Annotated in this window: 19 protein-coding genes; 8 read left to right on the top strand and 11 right to left on the bottom strand. The window is 61.4% G+C overall.

All coding sequences use genetic code 11. The features are described 5' to 3' along the window. Positions 1 to 12: 12 nt before the first annotated feature. Positions 13 to 1098: a hypothetical protein gene (locus tag A9G06_RS09430; protein WP_069555058.1), complete on the bottom strand. Its 1086-nt coding sequence runs from the start codon at positions 1096 to 1098 to the stop codon at positions 13 to 15. A gap of 255 nt (positions 1099 to 1353) precedes the next feature. On the opposite strand from A9G06_RS09430, the gene A9G06_RS09425 reads away from it, so the two are divergent. Beyond that, positions 1354 to 3609, top strand: a complete 2256-nt coding sequence (locus tag A9G06_RS09425; protein ID WP_069555057.1) for an LTA synthase family protein — start codon at positions 1354 to 1356, stop codon at positions 3607 to 3609. Between the two features lie 78 nt (positions 3610 to 3687). Here A9G06_RS09425 and A9G06_RS09420 read toward each other — a convergent pair whose 3' ends face one another. Then, positions 3688 to 4704 (bottom strand): S66 peptidase family protein, encoded by a 1017-nt coding sequence (locus A9G06_RS09420; RefSeq protein ID WP_069555056.1) that lies wholly within the window; start codon positions 4702 to 4704, stop codon positions 3688 to 3690. Between the two features lie 265 nt (positions 4705 to 4969). Between A9G06_RS09420 and A9G06_RS09415 the strand changes: the two genes are divergently transcribed. From A9G06_RS09415 to cysG, 5 genes are all read left to right on the top strand, one after another. Beyond that, entirely contained in the window at positions 4970 to 5812 is an 843-nt protein-coding gene (locus A9G06_RS09415; RefSeq protein WP_069555055.1) for a patatin family protein, read from the top strand. 200 nt (positions 5813 to 6012) lie between these two features. Continuing rightward, a complete protein-coding gene (gene asrA / locus A9G06_RS09410) occupies positions 6013 to 7071 on the top strand; it encodes an anaerobic sulfite reductase subunit AsrA (protein WP_069555054.1) in 1059 nt (352 codons plus the stop codon). Between the two features lies 1 nt (position 7072). After that, positions 7073 to 7912 (top strand): anaerobic sulfite reductase subunit AsrB, encoded by an 840-nt coding sequence (gene asrB / locus A9G06_RS09405; RefSeq protein WP_021229668.1) that lies wholly within the window; start codon positions 7073 to 7075, stop codon positions 7910 to 7912. Positions 7913 to 7923: 11 nt separating this feature from the next. Further along, on the top strand, positions 7924 to 8934 hold the full coding sequence (gene asrC, locus A9G06_RS09400; RefSeq protein ID WP_058056676.1) for a sulfite reductase subunit C: 1011 nt from the start codon (positions 7924 to 7926) through the stop codon (positions 8932 to 8934). Positions 8935 to 9131: 197 nt separating this feature from the next. Beyond that, complete coding sequence (gene cysG, locus A9G06_RS09395) at positions 9132 to 10523, top strand: siroheme synthase CysG (protein ID WP_069555053.1); 1392 nt, start codon at positions 9132 to 9134, stop codon at positions 10521 to 10523. 100 nt (positions 10524 to 10623) lie between these two features. Here cysG and A9G06_RS09390 read toward each other — a convergent pair whose 3' ends face one another. From A9G06_RS09390 to A9G06_RS09350, 9 genes are all read right to left on the bottom strand, one after another. Continuing rightward, entirely contained in the window at positions 10624 to 11226 is a 603-nt protein-coding gene (locus tag A9G06_RS09390) for a hypothetical protein (protein ID WP_069555052.1), read from the bottom strand. A 288-nt stretch (positions 11227 to 11514) separates the two neighbouring features. Further along, positions 11515 to 11832 (bottom strand): heavy metal-binding domain-containing protein, encoded by a 318-nt coding sequence (locus A9G06_RS09385; RefSeq protein ID WP_005333757.1) that lies wholly within the window; start codon positions 11830 to 11832, stop codon positions 11515 to 11517. A 172-nt stretch (positions 11833 to 12004) separates the two neighbouring features. Next, a complete protein-coding gene (gene dedD / locus A9G06_RS09380; protein WP_069555051.1) occupies positions 12005 to 12805 on the bottom strand; it encodes a cell division protein DedD in 801 nt (266 codons plus the stop codon). A gap of 74 nt (positions 12806 to 12879) precedes the next feature. Next, positions 12880 to 14139 (bottom strand): bifunctional tetrahydrofolate synthase/dihydrofolate synthase, encoded by a 1260-nt coding sequence (gene folC, locus A9G06_RS09375; protein WP_069555050.1) that lies wholly within the window; start codon positions 14137 to 14139, stop codon positions 12880 to 12882. 2 nt (positions 14140 to 14141) lie between these two features. After that, positions 14142 to 15005 carry an acetyl-CoA carboxylase, carboxyltransferase subunit beta gene (gene accD, locus A9G06_RS09370; protein ID WP_069555049.1) on the bottom strand — a complete coding sequence of 288 codons (864 nt, stop codon included), beginning with the start codon at positions 15003 to 15005 and terminating at the stop codon, positions 14142 to 14144. Between the two features lie 119 nt (positions 15006 to 15124). Then, positions 15125 to 15934 (bottom strand): tRNA pseudouridine(38-40) synthase TruA, encoded by an 810-nt coding sequence (truA, locus tag A9G06_RS09365; protein ID WP_069555048.1) that lies wholly within the window; start codon positions 15932 to 15934, stop codon positions 15125 to 15127. A gap of 200 nt (positions 15935 to 16134) precedes the next feature. Then, on the bottom strand, positions 16135 to 18339 hold the full coding sequence (locus A9G06_RS09360; RefSeq protein WP_069555047.1) for a FimV/HubP family polar landmark protein: 2205 nt from the start codon (positions 18337 to 18339) through the stop codon (positions 16135 to 16137). Positions 18340 to 18610: 271 nt separating this feature from the next. After that, entirely contained in the window at positions 18611 to 19627 is a 1017-nt protein-coding gene (locus A9G06_RS09355; protein WP_005344937.1) for an aspartate-semialdehyde dehydrogenase, read from the bottom strand. A gap of 194 nt (positions 19628 to 19821) precedes the next feature. Beyond that, positions 19822 to 20943, bottom strand: a complete 1122-nt coding sequence (locus A9G06_RS09350; RefSeq protein WP_069555046.1) for a 4-phosphoerythronate dehydrogenase — start codon at positions 20941 to 20943, stop codon at positions 19822 to 19824. Between the two features lie 248 nt (positions 20944 to 21191). Between A9G06_RS09350 and A9G06_RS09345 the strand changes: the two genes are divergently transcribed. Both A9G06_RS09345 and rnt read left to right on the top strand, forming a co-directional pair. Further along, the gene (locus A9G06_RS09345; RefSeq protein WP_069555045.1) at positions 21192 to 21935 is read left to right on the top strand and encodes a phosphatase PAP2 family protein; all 744 of its coding nucleotides are present in this window, start codon (positions 21192 to 21194) and stop codon (positions 21933 to 21935) included. Between the two features lie 99 nt (positions 21936 to 22034). Continuing rightward, positions 22035 to 22712 (top strand): ribonuclease T, encoded by a 678-nt coding sequence (gene rnt, locus A9G06_RS09340; protein WP_069555044.1) that lies wholly within the window; start codon positions 22035 to 22037, stop codon positions 22710 to 22712. Positions 22713 to 22788: the final 76 nt, after the last annotated feature.

The raw sequence follows: 22788 nt of genomic DNA, 5'->3' as shown, positions 1-22788 counted from the left end.
CTGACGTATGGCTCAGGCAAAGCTGGTGGCGGGCAACTGGCAGGCCACGGCTTCCCGGCGCAGCTGCTGCAAGCGGGCCAGCAGCCCGGTCTGGCCCAGCTCCGTCTCCTGAGGCGAGAGATTGTCCACCAGCAGCGGATAGTGATCCGTCACCGCCTGCATCAGCCAGTCGAGGCGACGCAGGGTGAGCGGGCCGCAGCTCTGGCCACTCAGATCATCGGCCACATCGAGCCGGTGGCTGCGATACATGTCCCGCCACCAGTTGGCGACCAGCGCCTCGTCGCTCGCCAGCGCGGCGCTCCACTCCCCTTGCAGGGCGTGCAGGCGGGCCAGCACGGGCGCGCTGGCTCCTTCGCGGATCAGGTGGTGGATCTCCCGTTTCACCCACTTGAGGCAGAGCTCGCGCCAGTAGCGAAATTGCGGCAGAGGATCGGCCTCATCGAGCCAAAGCCCCGAGAGGGTACGGGTCTCCAACCGCTCCGGTACATGGAACTGCGGGTCGACCAGACCGTTGGAGTTGTATTCAAAGCGGGGATCGAAGGTCCACATATAGCCAAAGTCAAACACGCAGATCTGCTCGCCATCATCGAGCAGGTTGCCCGGACTCGGGTCCCAGTCAAACCAGCCCCAGCGCGCCAGCTCACCCTGCACCTCCAGCATCTGGGCCAGATTGCGTTCGTTGAGCTGATGGACCGGCACACCCCGCAACCAGGGGGAGACCAGCACCCCGGCCCGCGCCGAGCCAAAGCTGGTGCAGACCACGTGGGAGAGGACAGTAGGATGCAGCTCGCGCAGCGCCTCGATTTCACGCCGCCGCTCCAGCTCGGTCAGAAAGGCGGTCTTGCCATCGAGGTTGGCCACCAGTGAATCCTGACGGCGCCGCTTGAGGCACCAGTGATGCCCCTCCACCTTGAGGTGAAACACCTCGGCGGTGAGACCGTGGCGATAGACCTTGACCACAGCCGGATGGCTATCCTTCAGCTTGACCAGTTGGGCCAGCGGCAGCGGGCAGTCGCGCTCGCGTCCGATCCGGATCTCTTCCTTGCTCTCCAGCATGCGCAGCAATCTGGCCTGACGTGCCATCACCTTGGGATTCATACATGTACCTCCAGTCGCTATCGAGAGACTAAACAGCAGATCCCTCCCAAGCCAGTGGCAAAACCCCATGATGACGCTTTCATCACATATTCCGAACAATCCCTCGACCGGGATCACAATTTGCAAGGTTGAGCTGTAACCAAATATTCATTAAGTGGTCATTAAATTGACAAGCTGAAACAAGGCCCGCACCATCGGGTCAAACTCTATGCGGATGAACGATCTCTCCCTCACTCGCTCAAAGGATGAGCTTATATGAATCGCCCCTCCTCAGGCCGCCCCCGCGTCCTGAGTCTGCCCTCTCTACTGCTTGCCCTACTGGGCGGATTGCTGCTGCTGACCCTGTTGTTGCCACTGATCAATCCCGGTAGCTGGCTGGGCCGTGCCCAACCGCTGGTGCTGGGCCCCGCCGACAATCCGCTGGCTACCCTCACCCGCCACGCCCTGCTCTATAAAAGCGACAGCCGCGGTCTCTATCTGGTGGTGCGCAGTCAGTGGCAGTTGCGAGGGCCATTGCAAGCGGGGGACAAGGTGCGGGTAGAGCTGCTCAACGACAAGGGGGAGCGAATTGACCAGCTCAGTCAAGCGGTGGACAAGCGTCAGGTGTGCCGCAATAACCGCTGCTCGCTGGATCTCAACAGCACCCTGCGTGCCCCAGACGATGCACTGGCCAGCCGCTATCAGCTGCGCATCGGTCTGCTGCTCAAAGATCGCCCCGAGAGCGGCGACTTCAGCCAGATCCTGCAAACCCTGCCCGAGCAGGGCTTCAACCTCACCTATCTGGTGGTGAGCCTGACGCTGGTGCTGGCCCTGAGCGCCGCCGTGCTCAAAACGGTGCTGCCAAAGCTGCGCCGCAGCCTGCGCTGGCGGATCATCGGCAGCCTGCTGCTCGGCAACCTCACCTTCGTGCTGCTGCACGGCTTCGTGGTGTTCAAGCTGGGGGAGTTTCTGCTCTGGTCAGGCTTTCGGCCGGAGCACTACTATCTCGCCTGGGGCAGCATGGTGCTGGGCTGGAGCCTCTGCGCGCTGGCGGGCTTCAACCTCTATATGGGGCTGGTCTTTACCGCGCTGTCAGGCATAGGTCTGCTAGCCAACTTTATGAAGATCGCCATCTACGGCGTGCCGCTCGGCGGGGACGATTTTGGCAACCTGCTGGCGCTGCTGCGGATCCTGCTCGACCAGCACCCCATCCTGCCCATCTTCACCGTCTTGCTGGCACTGTTTCTCTGCTGGCGCTTTGCCCTGTCACGCTGGGTGCTGCGCACAGCCGCTGCCACCGTCGCCTTCTTTGCCCTGTGCGTCTTTGCCACTCAGACCGGCAACAAGCTGCTGGGAGCCAACATTCGCTACGTGGATCGCGCGGTCAACTACCACAGGGACATCATCCGCTCCGGCCCCGGCCTCTATCTGTTCAATCTGGTGGACGAGATGCTGCAAAGCGGCAGTGTGTTTCGCTACCCCTTGCAGATCAATGAGCTAGCCCCGCAGCTGAGCTATCCACCCCAGGGCATCACGCCGCGCTGGGATCTGGTGATCGTGCTGCAATATGAGTCGCTCTGGCTCGACTGGAAGGGGCGGATCTGCGCCCCGGCCCCTACTCTCTCCCTGCCTGCCAGCGTGCAGCAGTGGCACAAGACCATCCACTCCCCCACCACCGGCGGCATGACGGTGCTGGCGGAGTTCGAGATGAACACCGGCCTGCCGGTGGGCTTGCTCAAGCAGGGTGTGGTGCCCTACTACTACCTCTCTGAGCAGGTGCCGGGATTGGCACAGAGCGCAAGACAGAGCGGCTATAAGACCCTGTTCGCCCACCCCTATGTGGAAAAATTCTGGGGCCGCGCCAAAGCGATCCCGGCGCTCGGCTATGAGGAGCGCTGGTTCGACACCCGCTTCACCACCCTCGAGCACAAGGGGCTCTATATCTCCGATGATGCGCTGATCGACCACATACTCAAGCGCAGCGAACAGGATGACAAACCGCTGTTTGCCTATGCGGTCACCATGCAGGGGCACGGCCCCTTCGATGGCCCCCGCTATCAGGGGCAGGAGCGCAGCGGCGCCTGTCCGAACCAGAGCGAGAGCGACACCCAACTGCTCAACACCTACTACACCGGGGTTGTGGATGCCATGGCCTCGCTGGAGCGGCTGCTCAAGACCCTAGACCAGTCAGGCAAGCGCTATCTGGTGGTGGCCTTTGGCGATCACCAGCCGTTTTTGATGTCCGCCGGCAAGGGGATTCACGGTGACAAGCCGGCGCGCGATGCCACCTACCAGATCCCCATGATGGCCTTCACCCGCGCAGATGATCCCCTCAATCTGGCGACCCAGTTTGCGCCGGTGCGCCAGCTCTACCAGATGGGTCAGGCCACCCGCCAGCTGCTGGCGGGGGATATCACCCCCATCGAAGAAAAACCCCTGCTTCATCCGGTGCTGGGCGAGGAGAAAGGGTTCGACCCTTCAAGCCTGGTGCCGCAGATCCGTGCCAGCTTCCGGCCCGATGCCCTGCCCTGATCCCTCCCCACAAAAACAGACAAGGCCGCATCCGCGGCCTTGTTTTTTGACACCCATTTTTTGACATTCATTTCGCCCTTATTCTGCTCGCCACCAGGGCTCCAGCAAGGTGAGCTGCTGGCGGTCGAGATCGAGCGCCACCTCGATCCCCAGCGGCAGCGTCAGCATGGGATGGGTATGGGCGCAGTCAAACTCTGCCAGAATGGGAAAGTTCGGCTCACCCACCACCTCCAGCAGGATATCGAGGGGGCGCTTGCCGCTGCCCTGATCGTTGAACAGCTCGTGCTTGCCGAGGATAAGCGCGCCGATCCGATCAAACACCCCGCACAGCTTGAGATGGGCAAAAGATCGCTCCACCGTCTCGGCAGATTTCAGGCTGTCCTCCAGCAGCAGAATGTCGCCGCGCTCGATGGGCGGCATATAGGGGGAGCCCCAGATCCCCGCCATGGTGTTGAGGTTGCCACCGATCAGCCGTCCCTCAACCCGGCCTGAGCCCACCGAGATCAGCCGATTGGGCTGGCAAAACTTGGCCCGGGTCTGGTTCTCCCAATCCAGCCGCTCATCGCTCCATTGCGCCGGAGTAGGCAGCGTGCAGGGGACGCCAGCTTCGTCGGCCAAGACAATCTGTAAAAAACTGGCCAGCGTCTCATCCACCAGCGGCGGCAACTCGCCAAAGGAGGCCACCAGCGCCGGGCCATAAAAGGTAACCAGGCCAGTCTGGGCTTGGATGCCGAGCAGCAGCGCCGTCACATCGGAGTAGCCAACGATGATCTTGGGATCGCGCCTCAGCGCCTCAAAATCGAGATAAGGGAGCAGAGAGTTGGAGTTGCTGCCGCCAATCACCGACATGATGCAGCGCACTTCTGGGTCGCGAATAAGGGCGTTGAGCTCCTCGGCCCGCGCGGCAATGGAGCCGGATCGCCAGTGATCCTGCTGGCCGGTGAGGCTGCCCGCCTTGAGCCTAAAGCCCAGCCCCTCAAGAAAGGCTTTTGCGCGGGCAAAACGGTTGGGTGCCCAGGCGGTCGCCGCGCTGGAGGGGGAGAAAAAAGCGATGGTATCGCCACGTTGGAGCAGCGGGGGAACCAATAACGTCATGACACACTAATCCTTGCCAATATCCAGCCATCACAGAGTTGTTGAGACTCCTACACAACCCCGTTGATCACAACGGGTTTATCACCATCGTTTAGAAATACAAAACACTTGATTCATTATTAACAGATATTCTAAACACTATCCCCTTCCTAGAATGACCTCATTGCGATGGCCAACCCCGGTTGGTTGTCAGAACGGTCGGCCTGACAGCCCGAACGTTCTCTTTCCCACTTTTTCTCTCTGACTTATCAATGAGGTGCCTGTCATGAACAAAAACGCATCCCCCAGCGCATTGGTTGTAGAAGGCGGCGCCATGCGCGGCATATTTGCCAGCGGCGTGCTGGATGCGTTTATCGAGCATGACTATCGCCCCTTTGACTTCGCCATCGGCGTCTCGGCGGGGGCCACCAACTTGCTGGCTTATCTCGCCAGCCAGCATGGCCGCAGCCACGAGATCCTGACCAAACTGGCGTGCAGCCAGCAGTTTATGGATCCCCTGCGCTTTGCCAAGGGGGGCAATCTGGTGGATATCCACTGGCTGTGGCACACCAGCTGCCGCAAGTATCCCCTCGACATTCACGCCTACCGGGAGACCGGCATCCCCTTCTATGCGGTGGTGACCAATACCCTGACCGGCAAGGCGGAGTACATCCGGGTCAAGCCGGAGAACATGAACGAGGTGCTGCCCGCCAGCTGCGCCATTCCCCTCGCCTCCCACGAATACCCGGAGGTACACGGGGTACCGATGACAGATGGCGGGGTGGCCGACTCCATCCCGGTGATCGAGGCCTACCGCCGCGGTGCACGTCACCTGACAGTGATCCTCTCCGAGCCCCTTGGCTACCGGCTCAAGCCGATGCCCTTCCCCTGGATGATCCGTACCCTGCTCAAGACCCGCCCCGCGCTGGCACAGGCGCTGGAGCAGCGGGATCGCAGCTACAACGAGGCGCTCGATTTTATCGCCAATCCGCCGGATGACTGCCAGATCGAGGTGATCGCCCCGGCCGACTACTTCCCCGTCTCCCGTTTCACCCGCGATATCAACAAGCTGGAGATGGGATACGTGATGGGCAAGTGCGCAGGCTATCGGGCCGCCCTGCTCAATTGATAAGGATTTTACAGGCATGACCCGACCTGCCGCGACGCACGCGCCGCCAACACAATAACAATCGGGTCAGTTGAGCAACATGAGTCATAAAAACAGACCGTGGCGAGGCAAGCGCGGCCAGAACCGATGCCAGACATCCTGACCGGCCCGCTCCTCATCCCTATGCCAGGGCATCTCACCCTCATACAAGGTGTTTATTTATGTCGTTTCTTCTCACCCATCCCGCGCTGGCGCAGCTGTTCGAGCGGCTGCTGCCCGATTACCGGATCATGGCGCCCGCGGCCGAATATCGGGGCGGCCGCTTCTCCGACACCGACAACGTCACCTACCACAGCATCCGCCATCCGGCCGATCTGGTGTGGCAGGAGAAGTCCCACTTCTCCCCGAAAGAGGTGGTGCTCCCCATCACCCAGACCCTGTTCCACTTCGACAATCTGGAGCTGCGCGAATCAAAGGTGGAGGCCAAGCCCACCCTGCTGTTCTTGCGCAGCTGCGATATCCACGCCCTGCGCAGGCTGGATCAGGTCTACCTGAAAAATGGCCAAAACAGCGACGTCTACTACGCTCGGCTGCGCAGCAAGCTCAAGCTGGTGCTGCTGGAGTGCCACGAGAGCTTCGAGAACTGCTTCTGCGTCTCCATGGGCAGCAACGAGACCCAGGACTACGCCGCAGCCATTCGTCTGAGCGATGAGGGTGCCCGCATCGAGGTGAAGGATCCCGAGCTGCTCGGCTACTTTGCCGAGCTGGGCGAGCCCGACGACTTCACCCCGGAATTTGTCCAGAGCAATCCGGTCAAGGTTCGCACCCCGGAGAGCGTCTGTGACGACCCCCAGCGGATCCGCCAGATCCTCACCGCCCATCCGGTCTGGGCCGAGTACGACAGCCGCTGCATCGGTTGCGGCCGCTGTACCACCTCCTGCCCGACCTGCAGCTGCTACAGCGTGCACGACCTCACCTATGCAGAGAACCCCAAGCAGGGCGAGCGCCGTCGCCAGTGGGCCAGCTGCATGGTGGATGGCTTCAGCGACATGGCCGGTGGCCACGGTTTTCGCGCCAAGCATGGCGAGCGCCTGCGTTATCGCGCCCTGCACAAGGTCAACGACTACAAGGCCCGTCAGGGAGAGGAGCACATGTGCGTCGGCTGTGGCCGCTGCGACGATCGCTGCCCTCACTACATCTCCTTTAGCAACATCATCAACAAGATGACCGATGTGGTCGAACAGACCATCGCAGCCGACAACGCGCAGGGGGCGAACTGATATGTGCCAGTGCCAGCAAACCGCAACAGCAGAACCGCAGCAGGACGTGGTCGAAAACCGCCTGCTGCCCAAGGCCTACACCATTCTGGCCATCGAGCGCCACACCGAGCTGGAGTGGAACTTTCGAGTATCACGCGACTTTGATGTCCACTACGGCCAGTTTGTGGAGATCTCCCTGCCCACCGTGGGCGAAGCGCCCATCTCGGTCTCCGACTATGGCGATGGTTATGTGGACCTGTTGATCCGCAAGGTCGGCAAGGTGACCGATGCGCTGTTTGCCCTCGATGTGGGCGACAAGGTGTGGATGCGCGGCGTCCACGGCAACGGCTATCCGCTGGAGACCTACCGCAACCAGCACCTCATCGTGGTGGCGGGCGGTACCGGCGTCGCGCCGGTCAAGGGGCTGCTGCGCCGCTTCAGCAAACATCCGGAAGAGGTGAAATCCCTCGACATGATCCTCGGCTTCAAGAACGAGCAGGCGGTGCTCTATCGCCACGAGATGCCGCTCTGGGCCGAGCAGCAGAACCTCATCGTCACCCTGGATGAGGGCAAGGAGAGCGAGCAGTTTCGCATCGGCCGGGTCACCGACTACATCGACCAGCTGGATCTCGCTGACAAGGAGGATATCCAGGTGATCGTGGTCGGCCCCCCCATCATGATCCGCTTCGTGGTGCTCGCCTTCCTCGAACGGGGCATCCCCAAGGATCGCATCTGGGTCGACTACGAACGCCGCATGGCCTGCGCCGTGGGCAAGTGTGGCCACTGCCGGATGGGCGACACCTATATCTGCGTGGATGGACCGGTCTTTCGTTTTGACCAGGCCCAGCATCTGATCGACTGAGGGAGAACACCATGAGTCTCGATATCGACATCATCAAGGCCCGCGCCAAGAACGAATACCGCCTCTCCAAGGTGCGCGGCGAAGCGATGATCAGCGTACGCATTCCCGGCGGGATCATGCCCGCCCACCTGCTGGCGGTGGCCCAGCAGATCGCCGAACAGTACGGCAACGGCCTGATCCACCTCACCACCCGCCAGAAGCTGGCGATGCCCGGTATCAAGTATCAGGACATGGACAAGGTCAACGCCGCCCTCGAACCCTTTATCAAGGAGATCGAGGTGGAGACCTGCGGCATCGAGGTAGAAGACACCCAAGCCGGTTACCAGACCATCGGCGGGCGCAATATCGTCGCCTGTCAGGGCAACACCATCTGCCAGAAGGGCAATATCGACTGCACCGGGCTGGCTCAGCGGATGGAGAAGCACCTCTACCCCAACCCCTATCACCTCAAGATGGTGATCGCCGGCTGTCCCAACGACTGCGCCAAGGCCAACATGGCCGACTTCGGCATCCTCGGCATCGCCAAGATCCACTTCAATGCCGAGCGCTGCATCGGCTGCGGCGCCTGCGTCAAGGCGTGCAGCCACCACGCGGTGGATTGCCTCGCCATCAAGCATGGCAAGGCGGTCAAGGAGGAGAGCAAGTGCATCGGCTGTGGCGAGTGTGTGCTGGCCTGCCCGACCCTGGCCTGGCAGCGGGATCCCAAGCAGCTCTACATGGTCAAGCTGGGGGGGCGCACCAGCAAGAAGACCCCCCGCACCGGCAAGCTGTTCCTCAACTGGGTCACCGAAGAGGTGCTGCATGCGGTGATCAAGAACCTGTTCGAGTTCGAGGCCGAGATGCTGGATGGCAAGCCCATCTACCTGCACATGGGTCACCTTATCGACCGGGCCGGTTATCACAAGTTCAAGGAGCGGGTGCTGCGCGGCGTCACCCTCAACCCGGAAGCCATGGTCGCTGACCGCATCTTCTGGGCCGAAGATCAGTACGTCGCCAACATGCACGTCAAAGCGGTGCAATAGGAAAAACCTCGTTTGGGGAAGCGTGATCAAGTGGCCGACACCGGTGGGGATCTGTCGTTGGCCCGGGCGTAGATCACCCTTCCCCTTTTTTATTCCCGTCGGGGGATCTTTCCCCCGACTATCCGGGGTGCGTCACGGCGTGCCCTGCTATCTCGCCCGGCGCGGCATTGCGAGCGGGCCAGCATCCGGAGCCTGTTATGGACTTTCTCCCTCTCTTCTGTCAGCTGCAAAACAAGCCGGTTCTGATCGTCGGCGGCGGTGAGGTGGCGGTGCGCAAGGCGCGCCTGCTGCTCGATGCCAAGGCGAAGATCACCATCAATTCCCCGCATCTGGAACCCCAGCTGATGAGCTGGGCCGAGCAGGGTCGCCTGACCGTCTGCGCCGCCGGCTTTCATCCCGAACTGCTCGATGGCAAGTGGCTGGTGATCGCCGCCACCAACCAGCCAGAGGTCAACCAGCAGGTCTTCAACGAAGCAAGCCTGCGCCAGATCTTCTGCAATGTGGTGGACTCTCCGGCCCACTGCAGCGCCATCATGCCCGCGATCATCGACCGCTCGCCGCTGATGGTGGCCATCTCCAGCGCAGGCGCGGCGCCGGTTCTAAGCCGCCAGCTGCGGGAAAAATTCGAAGCCATGCTGCCGCAACACCTCGGCCAGCTCGCGGCGCTGGCGGGCAAGCTGCGCGAGCGGGTCAAGGCCATACCGGACAAGCTGGCTCGCCGCCGTTTCTGGGAGCGGCTCTTTAGCCATGAGCGACTGGCATGCCAGCTGGCCCGCGGCCAGCAACAGGCCGCCGAGCAGAGCGTCGCTGAGCTATTGAATGAGCCGGTGCTGAGCAAGGGAAGCGTCACCCTGGTGGGCGCCGGCCCCGGCGATGCTGGCTTGCTCACCCTGAACGGCTTGCAGCAGCTGCAACAGGCGGATGTGGTGGTCTATGACCGGCTGGTCTCGCAGGAGGTGTTGGCGCTTGTTCGCCGGGATGCCGAGCGGATCTTTGTTGGCAAGGAGGCGGGCCGCCACTGTGTGCCCCAGCAGGCGCTCAACCAGCTGTTGCTGGAACAAGCGCAGCTGGGCAAACAGGTGGTGCGGCTCAAGGGGGGCGATCCCTTTATCTTTGGCCGGGGCGGCGAGGAGCTGGAAACCCTGGCCGAGGCGGGCATCCCCTTCTCGGTAGTGCCAGGCATCACGGCAGCATCGGGTTGCGCCGCCTACAGCGGCATTCCCCTCACCCACCGCGATCACGCCCAGCGGGTGCAGTTCATCACCGGCCACGACAAGGAGGGCAATATTGCCCAGGAGTGGTCGGCGCTGGCGGCCCCACGCCAGACCCTGGTGTTCTACATGGGGCTGGCCCACGCCGCCCGCATTCAGGATGAGCTGCAAACCCACGGCATGCCCGGTCACACCCCGGTGGCGCTGGTGGAGCAAGGCACCCAGCTCAGTCAGCGGGTGGTGCGCGGCGAGCTGCAGCAGTTGGCCGAACTGGCTCGTCAGGTGAAAAGCCCGAGTCTCATCATCATCGGCTCGGTGGTCACCCTGGCCGACAAGCTGGACTGGTATGGGGAAGCCAACGCCATCCACGGCATCTAACCCCGCACGGCGATCAACCAATAGAGACAGCAAAACAGAGAGCGGCCATGCCGCTCTCTGCTTTTTGCATCAATGACCAAGCCGTGGCACGGCACGTCTGTTACTCGAGCCGGATGGGGCCGGTGTTCTGAACATCGCTGTCATTCCAGTCGCTCTCATCGCGAATACGCGGATCCCCCTGCAAGGTGTAGAGGATGGTGCCCTGACGAAACTGCAGCGCGCCATCGGCCCGCTTGGCCTTCACCTTGACCCCGTTGACCCACACCTGCTCCTTGCCATCCACCTGAATGTTGGCCACCGTGGCACCGGTCTCGCTATTTTTGGCGGTCCACTTGCCCTGATAAGGGGAATCCCCCTTGGCCATCGGCAACGAGGTAGCCTTGCCCGCTGACCAAGATTTCACGGTGCAGATGCCGTTGGCACGCTTGTCATGCTTGATGGCGTAATCGACGCTGGGCTCGCTGGTCGCGGAGTCAGAGGTGATGCCGATCATGATCTTGCCGCTCTGGGCGGTATAGGCGGTCGGTGCATCGGTTTTCAGCGTGGCCTTCTTGCCATTGATAAAGACATTGCCCCCTTGCGACTTGACCTGAATATTCATCGGGCAGCTGGCGGTAAAGTTGGGAACGGCCGCGACAACACTTCCGGCATAAGTGGCGATGGCCAGAGTGATAACAGTCAACAGAGCAGATTTTTTGTGCATCTTGATACGCCTTCAAGAAAGAGTGATTCATACAAAATGGGGTCATCCGTGATGAGGTATCGTCCTGATGGCTGCCACTCTAGTCCGGTGATTCAGGGGGGCCCAGTTAAAAAAAATAAAACCCGAGTCATCGGGTTATGAAAAAATATAAAAGTTTTAAATCATCAACTTAGAGTCATTTATGGCATGGGTTCAACACCCCGTTCACTCCTCGTTGCCCGCCATCGGGCATAAAAAAGCCGATAACCCGGTTATCGGCTCATTGCCCATGAAGACGCTGGTGCGCGCTCAGACCACCACGGCGGTGCCGCTGATGCTGACCATCAGCATGCTGCCATTTTGCCCCACCACCTCGTAGTCGATATCGATGCCGACCACCGCATTGGCGCCAAGGGCGGCGGCACGCTCTTTGAGCTCATCGAAAGCGATCTCGCGAGCACGGGCCAGCTCTTTTTCATAGGCGCCGGAGCGGCCGCCGATGATGTCGCGGATCCCGGCAAAGAGATCCTTGAAAATGTTGGCGCCGAGAATGGCTTCGCCAACCACGATGCCGCGGTATTCACGAATGGTTTTGCCTTCCAGCGTGGGGGTCGTCGAGAGGATCATCTTGAACTCCTGTGAGTAGCAGAAGGGCTCAGACTACCCCAACTGCCCGAAAATCCCAACCGGGGGGTGACCTGTACGACGCCGTCCTTAAAAATCACGACGGCCAGATAAAAAAACACCGCGCACGGGGCGCGGTGTTGCTATCGGAACGTCATGGCCAGCGGCCAGACCATCACGGATTGTAAGAGACCACCGAGCCACTGAGGCCGGTCATCTGGGAAATCCGCCCCTGCATCCCCTGCAGTTTGGCCTTGGAGACATCCGGCCCGATAAAGACCCGGTTGAGCTGACCCTGCACCGGTGTGCGCGGCGAAGTGTGGGCAGAGTAGCCCGCCGCCCGCAGCTTGCTCACCAGCGCGTTGACGCTGTCGACGTTCTTGAAGGCGCCAAGCTGGAGGATCCAGCTACCCTGTGCCGCTGCCGCAGCAGGCGCGGGTGTGGTCGGCTGGGTCATCTTGCTTTCAATCAGATCGTCGAGGGACTTGATCTGACCCGCCTGCGGCTTGGTCGGTGCGGGTGCCTTGGCAACTTCAACCGGTTTGGCTGGTGTCGGCTTGGGTGCTGGCTTGGGCGGTTCGACCGGTTTTTTGGCCACCACTTCCGGCTTGGGCTGTGGCTTGGGTTGGGCATTCTGTTGCGGCTGAACCGGTGCCGGTGCGGCAGGGGTTGTCGCCGGCTGCGCAGCGTTGCCCTGACCGGCGAGGGTCATGGGGTCAGCCACCTCTTCCACTTGCCACTGCTGGGCCGTAGAGGCCTGTTGCTGGCTGGCCAGATGATCGGCGGGCAGGCTGCTGGCCGCCGAGACCTGCAGCGCAGGCTTGGCAGGCTCCAGCTCGGGGCGCAGCGGGATCTTGGCAAAGGCCTCCTCCTTTTGTGCCAGCTTGTGACCATCCAGCAAGTCCGGCAGGAAAATAACAACCAGGGCCACCAGGATGACGGTGCCCACCAGACGGTTTTGAAACTTCGAGGCCAAGTTGAATCCTACCTTTACGTAACTCAATATGCGATTTGGCTCCCCGCCAAAGGGCTGGGGAGCCGGGGTGTGGCCTAGACGGCGACACCCGCCAGAATGTCGGCGACAGTGTAAAACGAACCAAACACAATGACCATATCGTCCGGACTCGATGCGGCCAACGCTGCCTGATAAGCGGCGCTGACATCATCAAACTCCCTGGCAGGCCCCTTGCCCTCTCCCAACGCCGCAGCCAGTTGCGCAGCGGTGGCGGCGCGCGGGCCGGTGAGGCTGGCCAGATACCACTCGCCGATCAGACCGTCGAGCTCGGCAAGGGATCCCGCCATGTCCTTGTCTTTGAGCATGCCGACTACGGCGCGGCGCACACCCGTGCAGGGCATCTTGCGCAATTGCGCGGCCAGATAGGCGGCCGAATGGGGGTTATGGGCCACATCGACGATCACCAGCGGCGCACTTTGCAACTGCTGCATCCGGCCAGCCAGCCGGGCATTGGCAAGCCCGTCACGAATGGCGGACTCCGGCAGCGGCAAGCCGAGGGATTCCAGCGCCGCCAGCACGGTCACCGCGTTCATCAGCGGCAGCGCCGGTTTTGGCAGATCCCGCCACTGGTTGAGGCCGTGATAATCCCAACCGCTCTCGTGCTCATCACCACGAAAATCGATACCGACCTGACGCAGGTTGGCGCCAAGACGCTGTGCTTCGCTCGCGATAGTCGCCGGCGGATTGGGCTCACCGCTGATGGCGGGCTTGCCAGCGCGATAGACCCCCGCCTTCTCCACCGCCACAGCTTCGCGGGTATCACCCAGCCAGTCGCAGTGATCGAGAGCAATGGAGGTGATCATCGCCACATCGGACTCCACCACATTGGTGGCGTCGAGCCGGCCACCCAGCCCCACTTCCAGCAGCAGCACATCGGGGGCGGCGCGGCAGAAGAGCCACAAGCCAGCCAGGGTGGCGAACTCGAAGAAGGTAAGGGCAATCTCGCCGCGGGCCGCTTCCACCTCGGCAAAGGCGGCGCAGTGATCGCTGTCGGACAGCTCTTGCCCGTTGACCCGCACCCGCTCGGTAAAGCGCAGCAGATGGGGCGAGGAGTAGACGCCGACCTTATAGCCTGCTGCCATCAGAATGCTGGCCGCCATGGCACAGCTGGAGCCCTTGCCGTTGGTGCCCGCCACCGTGATCACCTTGAACGGCAGCTGGGTAAGCCCCATACGCCGGGCGACAGCACCGACCCGATCCAGCCCCATGTCGATATTGACCGGATGGATCTGCTCCAAATAAGAAAGCCAGTCGACAAGCGACCGGCTTTGGGATTGTTGCATGTTTGAACTCATCTTCACTCTTCGATGACGTGAGTATTCAGCATTTTGGCGAGCAGGCTGGCCAGACGGTTACGCATTTCACGGCGATCGATGATGATATCGATGGCACCCTTTTCCAGCAGGAACTCGGAGCGCTGGAAGCCTTCCGGCAATTTCTCGCGCACGGTCTGCTCGATAACGCGCGGGCCGGCAAAACCGATCAGCGCCTTGGGCTCGCCCACGTTGATGTCACCCAGCATCGCCAGGCTGGCAGAGACGCCGCCAAGGGTCGGGTCGGTCAGCACGGAGATATAGGGCAGACCTGCCTTGGAGAGTTTGTCCAACGCCGCACTGGTCTTGGCCATCTGCATTAGGGAAAACAGTGACTCCTGCATACGCGCCCCACCCGAGGTGGAGAAGCAGATCAGACCACGGCCTTCCTTGATGCACTCCTCGACGGCGCGCACGAAGCGGGCACCGACCACGGAGCCCATGGAGCCACCGATAAAGGAGAACTCGAATGAACAGGCAACAACCGGCACCCCTTTAAGGGTGCCTTTCATCACCACCAGCGCATCTTTCTCACCGCTCTCTTTTTGAGCGGCAGACAAACGATCCTTGTAGCGCTTGGCATCCTTGAATTTCAGTACATCCTGCGGCTCCAGCTCGGCACCGATCTCGGTACGACCCTGCTCGTCGAGGAATCGCTCGAGACGGGCACGGGCGCTAATGCGCATATGATGATCACACTTGGGGCACACTTCGAGGTTGCGCTCCAACTCTGCCCGGTAGAGCACCTGTTCACAAGCACTGCACTTGGTCCACACCCCTTCCGGAATGTTGTGACGACGGGGCGCAGTGATCTTGCTCTTGGGAAGAATCTTCTCAAGCCAGCTCATGGAATTCCTTAATGCTTTTGTGCCTGACAAAACGCATCGAGCCTAGATTGTTCAATGACTTAATAGCTCGATGGCAACAAATGACGGGTCATTAAACCACAATTTTTCGGGCGCAGTTACTAAAAACTGGTCGTACCCGGTGCCGAGTCCGGCAGCCACAGCGGGCCGAGCGGCAACTGCGGCAGAGCAAACTCGGCCGGGTAATCCACGTCGACCAGATAGAGGCCACCGGCCTTGGCGGTCGGCCCGGCCAGATTGCGATCCTTGGCAGCCAGCACCTCGGCAATCCACTCCACCGGTTTGAGCCCCTGCCCCACCAGCAGCAGGGAGCCGGTGATGTTGCGCACCATATGGTGCAGGAAGGCGTTGGCGCGAATATCCAGCACGATATAGGGCCCCTGACGGCTGACGCACAGATGGGTCACATTGCGCCACGGGGTGTTGGATTGGCAGGCGACGGCACGGAAGGTGCTGAAGTCGTGCTCCCCCAGCAGGCTCTGGCCCGCCCGGTGCATCAACTCGGCATCGATGGTCTCGTGGTAGTGGCTGACGCCACTGCCGAGGATCGCCGGCCGGTAGTTGTGGTTGTAGATGACATAGCGGTAGCGACGGGCGGTGGCGCTGAAGCGGGCGTGGAAGCTCTCGTCCACCTGCTTGACCCAACGCACGGCGATATCCGGCGGCAGGTTGGAATTGAGCCCCAGGGTCCAGGCCCCTTCGGCACGGTTCGCCTCAGTATCGAAGTGGATCACCTGACCGGTGGCGTGGACACCGGCATCGGTGCGCCCGGCACACTGGATGGAGACAGGGTGGTTGGCGATCCGGCTCAGCGCCGTCTCCAGTTCAGCCTGCACGCTGATCACTTCACGCTGACGCTGCCAGCCGAAATACCGGCTGCCGTCATATTCAATACCTAGGGCAATTCGCATGGATAAACTTGTCTTGTTGTGAAAACGCGGTGAAAGAAACGGGGCGGATTATACGCGCTCAGCCCGAAAAGTCCCACCACGCGCGCAATTGGCCTGGATAGCGAGCCTGCACGGCCATGCTCGCACCATCGCAACTCGCCAAAAGAAGAGGGCAGCCTGCTGGCTGCCCCCGTTTTGCTGATCCCGTGATGGGAAATGCTTTAGCCCAACCGCTTGAGCAACTTCTCGGCTTCGGCGCGCTGGTGATCACTACCCTGCTCCGCCGCCTCTTGCAGCAGCTCGCGGGCGCTATCCTTGTCGTCAATCTCGAGGTAGGCACGGGCCAGATCCAGTTTGGCCCCCACACCGCCGTCGTCGGCATCCACGTCAAATCCGGTGGATTCCGGCAGCACCTCGGGGAAGCCATCCAGCCCCACATCCAGCGAGAAGCCCTGATACGGCTCCTGCTCCGGCGCAGTGGCATCCGCTTCGGCCAGCAGCTTGTCGATCTCGACGTAGCCGCTCTCCTGCGCCTGCTCACGGGGTTGAACATCTGCCGGATGAGACTCCACCTCGGCGAACGCGTCTTCGAAATCGGAGAGCGCCAGCTCGTTGGGATCCCACTCCAGATCCAGTTCGGCGTCCTTCGCTGTGACAGGCTCAAGACCGAGCTCGGCCAGCATGGCATCCGCACTCTCGTCGGCGTCCTCTGCGGCACTGAGATCAATGGCGTTATCATCTTTGCCAGCAGCAGGCTCGTCGAGGGCATTGTCGAAATCGCCGAGATCGAAGCTGGCCAGATCGTCGTCAGCGGCACCGACTTCGTCGATGGAGCTCAAATCGGGCTCGAGGTCGGCTGAGAGATCCGCATCCAGCTCGGCAAACAGGGCTGCCTGCAGCTCCTCTTCGCTCATGATTTCGTCAGCGGCCTTGGGCTTGGGGTTGAACTCGCTGGCCAGATCCATGGCGGGCTCGTTGGCCAGCGCGATGGGCTCATCCAGCGAGAGATCGAGATCCGGCACCAGGTCCGGGTCACGACTGGCTGGCTGGGCCGCCATCCGCTCGGGCTCAAAGCCCTGCAGCTCCATCTCGCCCTCGTCGCTGAACACCAGATCGACATCCGGCTTGGCGGCCGGCTCGTCAGGCTCCATCGGCATAAAGCCATCGGGGGTGTTGAGATCCGGCACCGGGCGCACCGGCTCGTTGTCGGTCACATCGACGCTCAGCAGATCATCAAACTCGCTCTGCTCCTGATCCATCATCATGGCGGTGGATTCGGAGAGGCTCTTCTCCTGCTCTTCCAGCTCCCGGCGGGCCCGGGCACGCAGCCACAGGGTCACCAGCGCCAAGACCAGCAGCACCGGCAGCAGGATGATCATGGCGAGGTTGAGCGGTGAGGCGAGCAGATCCATCAACCAGTTTTTCTCAGGCTCAGGCTCGGCTACCACCGGCGGGACCGGTTGGGCCTTGAGCTCGGCAATCTCTTTTTGCAGCGCCGTCTGATCCTGCAGCTGCGCCTTGAGGGTCTCCACCTCTTCGGTCAGGGATTGCAGACGCAGCTTGAGCCTGTGGTTCATCTCGGTCACCTGGCCGAGCTGGGCATTGGCATCTTCCAGTGCCAGCGCCATCTCGGTGGCCGGTTTGCCCACCGGTTTATCCAGATCGGAAGGCAGAGGCGCCGGGGTGGTGCCTTCTGCAGCACTAGGAGCAGGTGCTACCGCCTCTTTGGGCGCAGGCTCGCTCACCTTGGCCACTTCTTTGGTTTCAGCCGCCGGTTGCGGTGCCACCACCGGGGCGGGAATGGGGGCGGCTTTCGCCACTGGCAGCGGCGCAGGCGCAGCCTTCACCGGCTCGGTCTTGGCGGCTTCCACCTTCGCGGGTTTGGCGGCAGCCGGTTTGGCGGTATGGGCCTGCTTGTCAGCCAGATATTTGGGGCTTAACCCCTTCCAGCTGGCGTTGTCGCTGCGGAACTTGGCGCGGGCCTGAGCATCGGTGATGACGCTCGCCTCGGCCGCAGTCGGCAGCAGAATGCGGGATCCCACCAGAATGTGGTTGATATTGCCATCGGCAAAACTGCGGGGGTTTTTCTCGTAAATCGCCACCATGGTCTGGTAGACGCTGACCCGATTGGAGGGGCGATATTTGCTCGCCAGGCTCCAGAGGGTATCGGTCGGACGAACAGGGCCATAGCTACCGGCATTGGCAGTGACCTGACGCACCACCGGCTGGGCGGTTGCACGCACCGGTTGCGCGACGGGTCTGGCGACCGGCTGCGCCAGCGGCTGGGAATTGACGGCGGGAGGTGCGGGTTCGTCAGGGCCTTTTAGCTCGACAAAAAAAGGCTCCCGCGCCGAGTCTTCAGCCTGGACGGTGCCCAGCAGACCCAATGCGAGTAGCGTTGCCAATGTTATGCGGGAATGTCCCATATTCGTTCCTTCGTATGACGGCCCTATCACATTGAAAAATCTGGATAGTTACCCCAAAACAGTCGGTTCAATATAAATCAGGCTCGCCTGGCAAGCCAGCAGTCCGACACATTTAGCACCCAACTTGACCCTGAGTGTAGGAAAAAACTTAATCAGTTGATATCGCAACAGAATCTTGAAGTGACGGAGTGCGGCATGGGTCACACCCCTGTTTGATCACAGGCCGGATGCGCAGCACTCCCTGCTGCGCATCTGTGGCATCTGACCAGCCTTACAGATAGTCGCGAACCAGCAGCTCGGCAATCTGTACACTGTTGGTTGCCGCGCCCTTACGAACGTTATCGGCCACGATCCACATATTGATACCACTCGGGTGAGAAATATCCTGGCGTACCCGGCCCACCAGCACTTCATCCTTGCCGGTTGCGTCACGCACCGGGGTCGGATAGTCCCCTTCGTCATCAAACAGGGTCACACCCGGCGCATTGCGCAGCAGGTCCTTGACCTGTTCGGCATCGAGCGGCTGGTGCAGTTCGACGTGTACCGCCTCGGCGTGGCCGTAGAAGACCGGCACCCGCACGCAGGTGGGGTTCACGGCAATGCTGGCATCGCCGAGGATCTTCTGGGTTTCCCATACCATCTTCATCTCTTCACGGGTGTAGCCGTTGTCAGTGAAGCTGTCGATCTGCGGGATCAGGTTAAAGGCGATCTGTTGCGGATAGAGGGTCGGTTCTACCGGACGGCCGTTGAGCAGATGAGCAGTTTGTCCCGCCAGCTCGCTGACCCCCTCTTTGCCGGAGCCTGATACGGATTGATAGGTGGCCACGTTGATGCGGGCAATGCCCACTTCGTCGTGCAGCGGCTTCAAAGCCACCAGCATCTGGATAGTGGAGCAGTTGGGGTTGGCGATGATGTTGCGATTGCGAAAATCGGCCAGCGCATCCGGGTTCACTTCCGGGATCACCAGCGGGATATCTTCGTCGTAACGGAAGCAGGAGGTGTTGTCGATGACGATGCAGCCGTGTTCGGCAGCAATCGGCGCCCACTTGGCAGAGACCTCGGCACCGGCGGAGAAGAGTGCGATCTGCACCTGGCTCCAGTCAAACTCCTCCACATCGAGGATCTCGAGGTTCTTGCCGCCAAAGCGCACGGTATCACCGGCACTGCGGCTGGAAGCCAGCGGATAGAGGGTCGCTACCGGAAATTCGCGCTCTTCCAGGATCTCGATCATGGCCTGACCCACGGCGCCGCTGGCACCCAATACCGCTACGTTAAACTGCTGGCTCATTCTGTTCTCCTCTGATAATGCTGCAATGGCGCCGGGTAGCGCCATGGTCGGCAGGCTCCCGCGCTGCGAGATGACGCTGCCAGATATGGCTGAGCCGGCGCAGAAAACTCTGCGCCGAAACAGTAAAAATGGCGGCGATGTGGCACTAACAGCTCACACCTGCCAGTTATCTTTCAAATCATAAGAGCCCCGGCTCAAGGGCGTGACAGCGCAAATCCCAGCTCGCCCAGCGCCTGGTCGGCAAACGCCCCCTCAACCTGCAGGGAGGATAGTTCACGGCGCTCGGGGTAGTGTTTGCGCTGCTCGTCAAAGCTGCCGGGCAGACCGAGTCGGGCACGGAAACGGGCATCATCGCGGCGCACGTCATAGACCAGATGCACCAGCTGCTTGATCAGCGCCTGATCCGGCGCGCGGCCCGGCACCACCGCCTGCACATCGGGGGCAGGTAACAGCCGACTCAAATCCTGACGAGGCTCGCGCCCCAGCTGTTGGCAGAGCGCCTGATAGAGCATCCAGGTACCGCGGGCCTTCCCCTCCAGGCTGTAACCAGCGATATGGGGGGTGGCAATCTCGGTATGGGGCACCAGCGCTGCCAGTGGCTCGGGCTCGTTCTCCCACACATCCATCACCAGTCGTAAAGGCTTATCGCTCAGCTGGCGTGCCAGCAGGGCCCGGTTATCCCACACCTCGCCACGGGATGCGTTGATCAGGATCTGTCCGGCAGGGCGCGCGGCAATCTGCTCGGCATCGAGCAGATGGTAGGTGGCATCCTGCCCTTCGCGGGTGATGGGCACGTGGAAGCTGACGATATCGGCGCCAAGGGCGGTCTGATAATCGACAAAGCCCGCATCAGGATTATCCCGCGCCCTGGGCGGATCGCAGCGCAGCACCCGCATGCCGAGCGCTTGGGCCTTGCCAGCCATACACTCGCCGGTATTGCCCGCGCCAATCACCGCCAACGTCATGGCCGAGAGCTCGAGTTCGTAACGCTCCGCCAGCACCAGCAGGGCGGAGAGCACATAATCCCCCACCGAATACTTGTTGCAACCGGGAGCGCTGAAGAAGGGAATATTGCGGCTTGCCAGCAGGGCTTTGTCCACATGATCGGTGCCTATGGTGGCGGTGCCGACAAACCCGAGTTTGGGGCAGGTCGCCAGCAAATCGCCGTTGACGCGGGTGACCGAACGCACCAGCAGCACATCGGCATCCAGCAGATCGCGGGCCTGCATCTGCCGTCCGGGCAAGGGGATCACCTCGCCAAATTCGGCAAACAGCTCCACGGCATGGGGCATATTCTCATCAACGACTATCTTCATCGGGCTCTCTTTGGTCACAACCGCCACGGGGGCGCCATTCTAGCGCAAAGCCGCCCGAGATTTCAGCCTGTGATGCAATCCGGCGCGAAACGGGACCACATTGCGCGGCAGCCGCTCCATCCGCCCGCTCAAACAGAGGATGTCGCCACAAATGTGTAAGCAGAGGTAACAAACGTGCTGCTCGGCTTTGTCCGGGCATATCACGGTGGCACAATGCCCCTCTTTTTTCGCGATCGCCCATACCCACCATGCCGCCACACGCTTCGTCTCTCCCAACGTCAACCGCTTCACTCACCCGCAGCCAGGTGCTTGGCTTCACTGCCCTGTTGATCCTGCCCCTGCTGATGCTCGCCACCCTTCCCTGGCAGCCTTTTCTGACCGGATCCCTGCAATCAGGCTGGCTATGGTGGTCATACGCCCTCACCCGCATGGTCGATATTCCCGGGATCGGGGTCAGTGGCGCACTCTTGCTGTTGCTGACCCGCTACAAACTGAAACTGGAGCTGACCCCCTTCATTGCGCTGGGGTGTGCACTGGCGGCCCTGCTAGCCAGCGACTGGGTGCTCAAGAGCCTGATCAAGCACCTGACCGAAGAGCCCAGACCCTATCTGATCTGGCTGGAGAGTCAGGGGCTGATCCCGGCTATCAAGAGCTTCTACGCCAGTAGCGTCGATGTGCGCAGTGAACAGGTTCACGCCGCCAGCCAGTTGCTGGCCCTGCCAGAATGGCTCGGCCACCACTGGCAGGCCGAGGTGAACTACGCCTTCCCCTCTGGCCACAGCATCGCCGCCATCAGCCTGGCCCAATTTTTTGGTCTGATCTGGCTGGCCCGCGCTCCCACGGGCGTCTGGCTGCTGCCACTGTGGGCACTGGGAATTGGTCTGTCGCGCATGGTAATGGGGATGCACTGGCCGGTGGATGTGCTGGCCAGCGCCCTGCTGGGGTCGCTCACGGCGCTGATTGCCGCCCGCTGGTGGCTGCACAGATATTGAATCCGGCGCCATCTTGGCGCGGCATCCTGCGTGGGATGGGAGGACAAGCCTGTGCTTTTTTGCCATAATGCCGCCTCATTTTATCCCGACCGAGATCCCATGACCGACGCAGTTCATACCCTCAAGGGCCGTTTCCGTAGTTTTTACCCCGTCGTCATCGATGTTGAAACAGCCGGGTTCAACGCCAAGACCGATGCCCTGCTCGAAATCGCGGCTTACACCCTGAAAATGGATGAGCAGGGCTGGCTCGTTCCCGATCAGGTATTCCACTTTCATGTCGAGCCTTTCGAAGGGGCCAACCTGGAAAAGGCCGCGCTGGAGTTCACCGGCATCGACCCCTACAACCCGTTGCGTGGCGCTGTCTCGGAAAAAGAGGCGCTGACCGAGATCTTCAAGGGGATCCGCAAGGGGATGAAGGAGCAGGATTGCGGCCGCGCCATCATAGTGGCCCACAACGCCACCTTTGATCACGGCTTCGTGATGGCTGCCGCCGAGCGCGCTGGCCTCAAGCGCAATCCGTTCCACCCGTTTGCCACTTTCGACACCGCAGCCCTCTCCGGATTGGCGCTGGGTCAGACCGTGCTGGCCAAAGCGTGCCAGAGCGCCCGCATCCCGTTTGACAATAAAGAGGCGCACTCTGCCCTCTATGACACCGAACGCACCACAGAGCTGTTCTGTCATATCGTTAACCGCTGGAAGAGCATGGGGGGTTGGCCGCCAGCGCATCCGGATGATGACACAACCGATGCTCCTGCCGACGATGAGGGGCAAGAATAAACGGACGAAGGCTGCCACTGGCAGCCTTCGCTTTTTGGGGACGTGATTGATTGCACAGCGCACCGGAAATCGCTAT

It is taken from the genome of Aeromonas sp. DNP9, from assembly GCF_001728955.1.
GTDB lineage: Bacteria > Pseudomonadota > Gammaproteobacteria > Enterobacterales > Aeromonadaceae > Aeromonas > Aeromonas veronii.
Note: the sequence above shows the minus strand (reverse complement) of the source record. Positions and strands in the feature narration are given on the sequence as shown.